4 protein-coding genes are annotated in these 4811 nt (G+C 48.4%); all 4 read left to right on the top strand.

Translation table 11 applies throughout. The annotated features are described in order from the left end of the window. The first annotated feature begins 567 nt into the window (after positions 1-567). The 4 genes from HLUSI_RS0120880 (at position 568) to HLUSI_RS29880 (ending at position 4560) form a co-directional block, all read left to right on the top strand. Complete coding sequence (locus HLUSI_RS0120880) at positions 568-1872, top strand: MFS transporter (RefSeq protein ID WP_016835795.1); 1305 nt, start codon at positions 568-570, stop codon at positions 1870-1872. Positions 1873-1944: 72 nt separating this feature from the next. Then, positions 1945-3027, top strand: a complete 1083-nt coding sequence (locus HLUSI_RS0120875; protein ID WP_016835794.1) for a porin — start codon at positions 1945-1947, stop codon at positions 3025-3027. A 154-nt stretch (positions 3028-3181) separates the two neighbouring features. Continuing rightward, positions 3182-3520, top strand: coding sequence for a non-heme iron oxygenase ferredoxin subunit (locus HLUSI_RS31955; RefSeq protein WP_083831015.1), 339 nt, complete (start codon positions 3182-3184; stop codon positions 3518-3520). 44 nt (positions 3521-3564) lie between these two features. Then, on the top strand, positions 3565-4560 hold the full coding sequence (locus HLUSI_RS29880) for a LysR substrate-binding domain-containing protein (protein WP_016835793.1): 996 nt from the start codon (positions 3565-3567) through the stop codon (positions 4558-4560). The last annotated feature ends 251 nt before the right edge of the window (positions 4561-4811 follow it).

The following is a 4811-nucleotide window of genomic DNA, read 5'->3' as shown; positions in this document are numbered from 1 at the left end:
CGACGATACGCGCGCGCGCTACGGGCATGGGTTGGGCCCTTGGTTTTGGTCGCTTGGGAGCCATTTTCGGGCCTTTGTTGGCCGGTGTAATGCTATCCCGTGGATGGCCGCACGCGCGCCTGTTTGATGCCGCTGCATGCGTTGGTATCGTCGGCGCAATATCTGTAATGTTCATTCGAACGAATCCAACCACAAAGATAAATGCTCGCAAGCATCCAACGCAATAGCTTGCGTGGACGTCTTCGTGTTCAGCAACTTATTCCATTCAATTTTCTTTTGTTAATTATCCCCCCCGGCAGTCTTTTGCTGCTCGGTAATATTTCGGATTTGCTTGGTGCATTCTGTATACGGTGCACCAAATGGAGTGGCTTTTTTGCATCATGTCTGTGCGAATTCCAGGCGCCAAAGCAAATAATTAACGCATTTATATAGCGGTCCTATTTTCAATGACACATTGCGTGATTTCTGGCATATCCTTTGCATACAGAATACTGCATACATAAATGCAGAGCGCGGTAGTCCTCAGGCATAGGGCTTGTGGAGGTGCCGCATTTATAGGAGATAGACATGACATTTGAAGCGCAGGTTTCGGGGATGGGTTCGTCCCCCCCACGCACGACCAGGGCGATCCATAGGGGCTGGTGGATGGTCGCAATATCATTCTTGGGCCTTGCTTTTGGACAGACCTCATTGGCGTTTCTGACATTGGGGGTATTCATGAAACCTTTTAACCAAGAGTTTGGATGGACCCGGGGTCAGGTTGCGATTGCGCTGTCCGTAGGAGCGTTCGTGTTGCTTTTTACGACACCTGTTGTTGGTCGAATTATTGACCGTGTCGGAGCGAGGAAAATTCTCTTGCCGTCCATGGCCGCATTTGGCGTCTCCATGTGCTCCATGTATTTTCTGACGGGTTCTCTGATCCACTTCTACTTCATGTTTGCTGTTGTCGGTGTCGTAGGCGCTGCGGCAAACAACGTTTCTTACGTGCGAATTTTGAGCGCCTGGTTTGTTCGGCACCGGGGATTGTCTATCGGCATCGCCTCATCAGGCGTTGCTGCAGGCCAATCGTTCGGTATCACGCTTGCTCAAAATGTCATTACTGATCAGGGATGGCGGATGGCATACGTTGCTCTCGGAGCGTCGGTGCTCTTGGTCGGCCTGCCAATCGTCGCGCTTTTTATCAAAAATGATCCGAAAGATGTGGGTTTAGAGCCCTGTGGCGCTGATGATGTAGCAGGTGAAAAAATCAGTCTTGGCTACTACGTCAGTAAGGCAGAGGCTTTGCGTATGCCTGTCTTTTGGGCGCTCATATTCCTGGCGTTTTTTATGGCAACAGCATTGCATGGGATTCAGATTCACTTCGTCCCTCTGCTTCTGGATGCAGGATTGAGTCCAGGCCAAGTCACCGGATTGCTTGTATCAGTTCTCAGCGTGGGTGCAATTGTGGGGCGTGTTGGAACGGGCTTTTTGTTTGATCGTTTTTTTGCGCCCTATGTTGCCATTGGTGTGTTCGGACTTCCAATTATTGGCTTACTTCTCGTCCTGAATCACGTTGGTCTGTGGGGATTGTGTGCCGGAGCTTTCTTCTTCGGTATCGGTCTTGGCTCGGAGTCGGATGTACTCGGATATTTTACTAGCCGATATTTCGGATTGAAGTCCATGGCGGAATTGTATGGGTACATATTTGGAGCGTTTATGGCTGGATCGTCAGCTGGCCCAGCTCTGTATGGGATTGTGCAAGGCAAGACCGGAAATTACGACACCACACTTTTTGCTTCAATCGGTATGTTGATGTTTGTATGTTTAGTTTGCGCTTTTCTTCCGCGATTTAAGGATAAAAATAATCAAGCAATTGCAGATGATATCGCGTAGTAAGCACCGTCAATTTATGTGAGATGGCAACTGACCATCAAATTAAAACTATACCTATTGGGAGCTATTCAAATGAAGAAATTTATCGCTGCAATTCCTTTGTTGATCGCATTGCCGGCTGTTGCGCAGTCAGGCGTAACTATATACGGGATCATCGACAATGGTGTCGAGTATGTATCCAATGTCAATGCGGCTGGCCAGAGCGTCGTAAAGATGCCCGCCAACACTTCAATCACTTCACGCTTAGGATTCAAAGGAACCGAGGATCTCGGTGGGGGAATGACCGCGAATTTTGTACTCGAAAATGGTTTTACTCCGGACACTGGTGGACTAGCTCAGGGGGGGCGACTTTTCGGCAGGCAGTCAAACGTTTCGCTAGGTACTCCTTATGGCTCCTTCATTCTGGGGCGCCAATACTCAATGCTGTTCTATTCGATGCTGTCGGCCGACGTATTAGGCCCCAATCTGTTTGGTTCTGGTGCGCTTGATTCCTATATACCTAATACGCGCGTAGACAACACAGTGGGCTACATGCACAAAATCGCAAACACTGCATTTGGTGCTACGTACAGTTTGGGACGTGATACCTCTGCGGCTGGCGGGCCTGCAGCGACTAACTGCGCGGGGGAGACTGCATCGGACACTAAGGCCTGTAAAGAATGGTCGCTGTACGCAAAGTACGATGTACCGGGTTGGGGCGTGTCTGTCGGATATGACAAACTTTATGGTGCTCCGGGAGTGGTATTTGGCGGAACATCAGCCTTACGCCTGAGCGACTACTACGACGCCAGAACGAATATTAGTGGCTACGTAGATATTGGAAATTTGCGTTTGGGGATCGGATGGATTGGGCGGAAAAATGTAAGTGCTGCGTCATACAAGCAGGATCTTGCATTTATCGGAGCCTCCTATTGGACTGGGCCTTGGTCTTACGAAGCTGAACTTTTTTCCTATACCAAGCGTAATAGTCCAGACGATTCAATGATGCTTGCCAGCCGCATCACGTACTACCTGTCCAAGCGAACTGCACTTTATGTCACTGGAGGCTACCTCATTAACAAGGGGAACGCCGCAAATACCGTGGATGGAGTCACCGGTGCTGGCGTAGGCATGAACCAGGTCGGTATCGCTAGTGGCATCCGCCATACCTTCTAATGCCTGTTTCTTGACATTCGCCGCGCGCACTGTATACTGTGGTTGAGATGTTTGATAACGCGCAAAAATAAGTAATAAAAATCAGAGACTTTTGAAAGGCTATGAGCTTCGGGCAGTTGGTAGTTCATAGCCTGACCGCCAACAGGTAATTAATATGAATAAATCTCAAGTTTTGGAGAAGCCTCCAATCTGGCTCTGTAAAGTTTCGGAGGCCAGCGAAGTTCAGCCTCGCAAGTTGTGCCCGAAGGAAAGCAAAGAGCCACTGGCGATCCATCGGATTGGAGAGGAATTTTTTCTGACCGAAGATACTTGCACGCACGCGCTGGTCTCTTTGTCAGATGGCCATATTGAGGATGGCAAGGTTTACTGTCCGTTACATGGTGGGGCCTTTGATATCAGAACAGGAAAGCCGGTGGAATTTCCTTGTACGCTGAAATTAAAAACTTACTCCGTGGTTCGAGATGGAGACGATCTTTATGGCGTTATTGATTAGGAGCGGATGGGGTTCGGAAATTGCCGAATTCCGCCGATTGATTTATGACCGCTACGTTGCGTCTTCCACCTCTTTTGGCGTTGCGAGCATTCGAGGCCGCAGCTCGCCAGCTTTCTTTTACTGAGGCTGCAAATGAGCTGCATCTGACGCAAGGGGCAATTAGTCGTCAGATCAGAATGCTTGAAGCGTATCTGGGAGCCAAGCTCTTTGATCGATTCACCAGGCGTATTGAGTTGACGGAAGTAGGAAGAAACTATTTTCGTGCCGTTCAGACAGCTTTAGGTGATATTCAAACTGCGACAAAAGCAGCAATGGGAGACGCGCATAGGTTGATTACCTTGAACGTCTTGCCTACCCTCAGCTCCATGTGGCTAATGCCAAAACTGGCAAGTTTCACCGAGGCATATTCAAATATCGAAGTGCATTTGGTCTCGTCTATTGAGCCGGTTGATTTCCGTGCAAATGATGTTGATGTCGCTATTCGGGTCGGACGATTGCCGGGGCGAAGCTATGACCGGCGCAGTCCGCGGATTGAACTTGAGATGGTGGATAACTGGAAAGATGTGGAGGCGCAATACCTTTGTCCAGACATTCTGGTTCCGGTTATTTCAAGCAAGTTGTTATCGCAGGGGCATCCCATTAATAACCCTGGCGACATTTTGAATTATCGACTAATCCATACCTCGACCAGGAAATATGCCTGGAACGATTGGCTGGAAAATTATGGTTTGGCTGTCCCAGCAAGAATGGACTCACTAGGATTTGGTCATTTTTTCATGGCCATACGGGCCGCTAAGGATTGCAAAGGTGTGGCGTTAATACCGCAAATAATCCTGGATAACATGCCGCCAGACCCGGAGCTGGTGCGTCCGATTGTGGGTCAGATAGAGAGTGCGGGAGCCTATTACTTACTCACCAGAGATTCCGCAGAAAGTGATCCTGCAGTCAGACTTATAAAAAAATGGATTATGTCTGAGGCAGCGCAATTCAAGAGCCGTGAATCACTTAAAAATACAGAATCCACCTTAGTAGCTGTTTAGAAAATATTCATCTTAAATCCGATGCATGAGCTGCTGTAATGCATCCGCTGGAAATAAATCGTTTGTTTGAGTTATCACGAATAACTAACATGACTCAAAAATAATCAAATAAAAAAACTGGATTTTCGGCGGCATTTTAATTCAAATTTCAACAAGGAATATCATGGCTAAATTGGTTTTGGGAATCGGTTCGTCGCACAGCCCCGCTCTGCTTATGGAGCCATCAGCTTGGCTCGCTCGCGCTGCGATGG

This window comes from Herbaspirillum lusitanum P6-12, from assembly GCF_000256565.1.
Lineage (GTDB): Bacteria > Pseudomonadota > Gammaproteobacteria > Burkholderiales > Burkholderiaceae_D > Herbaspirillum > Herbaspirillum lusitanum.
Note: the sequence above shows the minus strand (reverse complement) of the source record. Positions and strands in the feature narration are given on the sequence as shown.